Annotated in this window: 3 protein-coding genes; all 3 read right to left on the bottom strand. The window is 73.8% G+C overall.

Features of this window, described 5'->3' with window-relative positions; translation table 11 throughout:
• Nucleotides 1-1,037 precede the first annotated feature (1,037 nt).
• The 3 genes from J0670_RS33935 to J0670_RS33925 all read right to left on the bottom strand — a co-directional run bounded on the left by J0670_RS33935 (nt 1,038) and on the right by J0670_RS33925 (nt 2,756).
• Entirely contained in the window at nt 1,038-1,586 is a 549-nt protein-coding gene (locus J0670_RS33935; RefSeq protein WP_307806812.1) for an ATP/GTP-binding protein, read from the bottom strand.
• Between the two features lie 151 nt (nt 1,587-1,737).
• Nucleotides 1,738-2,142 carry a DUF742 domain-containing protein gene (locus tag J0670_RS33930; protein ID WP_243437913.1) on the bottom strand — a complete coding sequence of 135 codons (405 nt, stop codon included), beginning with the start codon at nt 2,140-2,142 and terminating at the stop codon, nt 1,738-1,740.
• Between the two features lie 194 nt (nt 2,143-2,336).
• Nucleotides 2,337-2,756, bottom strand: coding sequence for a roadblock/LC7 domain-containing protein (locus tag J0670_RS33925; RefSeq protein WP_196950703.1), 420 nt, complete (start codon nt 2,754-2,756; stop codon nt 2,337-2,339).
• Between the last annotated feature and the right edge of the window lie 444 nt (nt 2,757-3,200).

Below are 3,200 nucleotides of genomic sequence, written 5' to 3'. Positions count from 1 at the left end.
ACGACCGGCGGCACCGAGGGGACGGTCGGGACGGTCGGGACGGTGGGGACCGGCGGAACGGAGGGGACGGACCGGACCGCGCGCAGGTGCGGGGTCGCGGTCGGCAGGGGCAGGGTGGCCGTGGAAGAAGAAGACATGGTGTGCCGCTCATTTCGCGCGTGACGGACGGGGTGGAGTCGTCTGCGCGTCGACCGGGCGTACTACTGCCGGGGCTGGACCGTACCGAACCGGTTCAGCGGGCGGAGAGCCGGGACGCGCTGGGCGAGCCCGGACACGTCTGATCGAACAGGTGCGGCTGCCGGGACGGCCAGAACGGCTCAAGGTCGAAGCGACCCTGCTGGCTGTTCGCGGCGCGGCGCGCGCGCCCGTTCCACCGTCCGGTCCACGGCCCCGCGCACATCGCGGGGGCCGGCCCGGTCGGACGGGTGCGGCCGGCGACACCGGGGGCTGGGCTGGGGCAGACGATGTTCACTGGTGGTTTCTCCGCTAGGCGGGGCCGGTTGGTCGGCCGCGGGCGCGCCTGTCGGGCGATCCGCTACGGCCTGGTCGACGGGGTCGGCGGTGCGTCGGACGGCGGCCGGGAGTGTGCCGGAGGTGCCGCGGACGTACCGGGTGAAGGGAGGCCGGTCAGCGACAACAGGCGCTGCAGATGAGCGCGTGGTCGATGTAGCGGCGGACGGTGAGCACCGGCATCACAGGGGCGGGCACGGTGGTGATGCGTCGCTGGCCGACGGTCATCCCTGCTGCCCTCCCCCTTCGTTCTGCTTCGTTGCAGCGCGACGACACACCGACTCCGGTGCGCGCCGACGGTGCCGCGTCGGATCGTCGAAGACCGCACGTCGGTCGGCAACACCCGTGTGAACGGGACGTTTCCGACCCTCCCGACGGGCATGGCCGGGACGGCCTTCGCCCACAGAGCCTTCCACGGGTGAGCCTGTCTAGGCAACCTTCAGCACGTGATGCGTCCGGGATGCGGACGGCCGAATGAGACGTCGGTCAGCCGAAGGGCCCTTGACCAGCCAGTTCCCTACGGGGCCTCAGGCCCGTGCCGGCGCCCGGTGTCGAAGCGCTGCGGCGTGCTCGACGAGCGCCACCAACAGTTCCTTGCCGTCCGCCCGCAGCCGCGCGTCGCACAGCAGAACCGGGATCTCCGGGGCGAGGTCCAGCGCGTCCCGGACCTCCTCCGGGGCGAACCGCTCGCTGCCCTCGAAGCAGTTGACCGCGACCAGGAAGGGGATTCCGCGCTGCTCGAAGAAGTCGACCGAGGGGAAGCAGTCGGCCAGCCGCCGGGTGTCCGCGAGCACCACGGCGCCGAGCGCACCGCGCGCCAACTCGTCCCAGACGAACCAGAATCGGTCCTGACCGGGTGTGCCGAACAGGTAGAGCGCGAGGCCGGGCCGCAGGTCGATCCGGCCGAAGTCCATCGCGACGGTGGTGGTGCGCTTCGCCTCCACGCCCGAGGTGTCGTCCACCGGGCGGCCCAGCTCGCTGAGCTCCTCCTCGGTGCGCAGCGGCCGGATCTCGCTCACCGCGCCGACCAGGGTGGTCTTGCCCGCGCCGAAGCCGCCCGCGACCAGGATCTTCACCGCGACGGCCGGACCACCGCGCCAGCGCGGTTCGTCGGCGTTCCCGCTCCGGCTCGCCGGGTGCCCGCCGGGACGGCCGTCCGGCAGGTCGTCCGAATGGCGGTCCACATGGTGGTCCGCCGGGTGGTCCGGGAGGTGGTCCAGATGGCGGTCAGAGCGCACGGAGTCCATTGATCACGTCTCGCAGCAGGCGCTCGTCCGGCAGCTCGGCGAGCGGAACGGGTCGGGTGACGCCGATCAGGTCGGCGTCGTAGAGGTCGCCGAGCAGCACCCGCACGACGCTGACCGGCAGGTCCGTGTAGGAGCCGAGTTCGGCGACGGAGAGCGGCTCGTGGCGGCACCAGGCCAGCAGGGTCAGGTGCTCCGGGTCGAGGACGTCCGCCGGCACGGCCCCCGAGTCCGGCCCCGGCTCCTTGGCGGTGATCAGCGAGATCAGGTCGAACAGACCCTCCTCGACCGGCCGGGTACGGCCCCGGGTCATCGAGTAGAGCCGTACCACCGGGCCGGCCTCGTCGTCGAACCAGCGGTCCTCGACCGGGGTGCGCGGCCGGAACAGGTCGGTCTCGGGCTCGTCCGGGCCCGCCTGCTCCGCGCCGGACGGGCCGGAAGGCCCGGACGACCCGGACGACCCGGCCAGCCCGGACAGCCGAGGCGCGCCGGGCGACCCGGACGCGCCGACCGGCACCTGGGGGCCGTCGAAAGCCTCCGGGCCGCCCGGCGCGTCCGCCTTCGGATCCGCCATCGGACCGCTCAGTTCCTCGGCGGGGCGGCTTCGCCGCGCGGCTCGGCGGCCATGTGCTCGCCGACCCGCTTGACCAGCAGGGCCATCTCGTAGGCGATCTGACCGATGTCCGCCTCGGCCTCGCTCAGCACGGCCAGGCAACTGCCGTCACCGGCGGCCGTGATGAACAGGAACGCCTCGTCCAGCTCCACCATGGTCTGCCGGACCCCGCCGACCTTGAAGTGCCCGCCGGCGCCCTTGGCCAGGCTGTGGAACCCGGCCGCGACGGCGGCGAGGTGCTCGGCGTCCTCGCGGTCGAGGTCGCGGGAGGCACCGGTGGCCAATCCGTCGTTGGAGAGGATCACCGCGTGCCGCAGGGCCGCGACGCGTCCCACCAGGTCGTCCAGGAGCCAGTTGAGGTCCCCGGACGGCTGCGTCGAAGTGGTCATGAATCAGTTCCTTCCGCTGGAGCGGGTGGTGCGGGCCGTGCAGGTGGTGCGTGTACTGCGGATTGAGCAGGCACTACGGGTGTCGCGGGTGCCACTGGTGGTACGGGCGACGAGGCCGCGGGGTTCCGCCGCACCGGTTGTCCCGGGGGCACCCGGCGGGCGAGCGGCGCCCGGCCGGACTCCGGGGGCGCGGGCAGCGCCGCCGGGGCGGGCGCCGGGCTGATCGCCCGCCGGGACGGATCCGGCGGCTGCCAGGCCGGTACGGCCGTGGGCCGGGTGGCCGTCCCGGCGGCGCCGCCCGACGCCGGACGGTCCCGGGCCGGACGGTCCTGGGCCGAGCGATCCGCCGCAGTGGAACGGTCCGCCGGAGCGGCGGCCCCGCGCCCACGGGTGAAGCCGCGTTGGAAGGAGGCGAAGGTGGCCCTGGCCTCCTCGGGCGAGCGT

It is taken from the genome of Streptomyces sp. FH025 (assembly GCF_017427025.1).
GTDB lineage: Bacteria > Actinomycetota > Actinomycetes > Streptomycetales > Streptomycetaceae > Kitasatospora.
The sequence above is the reverse complement of the archived record's forward strand: the minus strand, read 5'-3'. Positions and strand labels throughout refer to the sequence as shown.

Coding starts and splice junctions, on each gene's coding strand:
- J0670_RS33925 (WP_196950703.1), bottom strand. CDS start 2,756: ATGACCACTTCGACGCAGCCGTCCGGGGACCTCAACTGGCTCCTGGAC.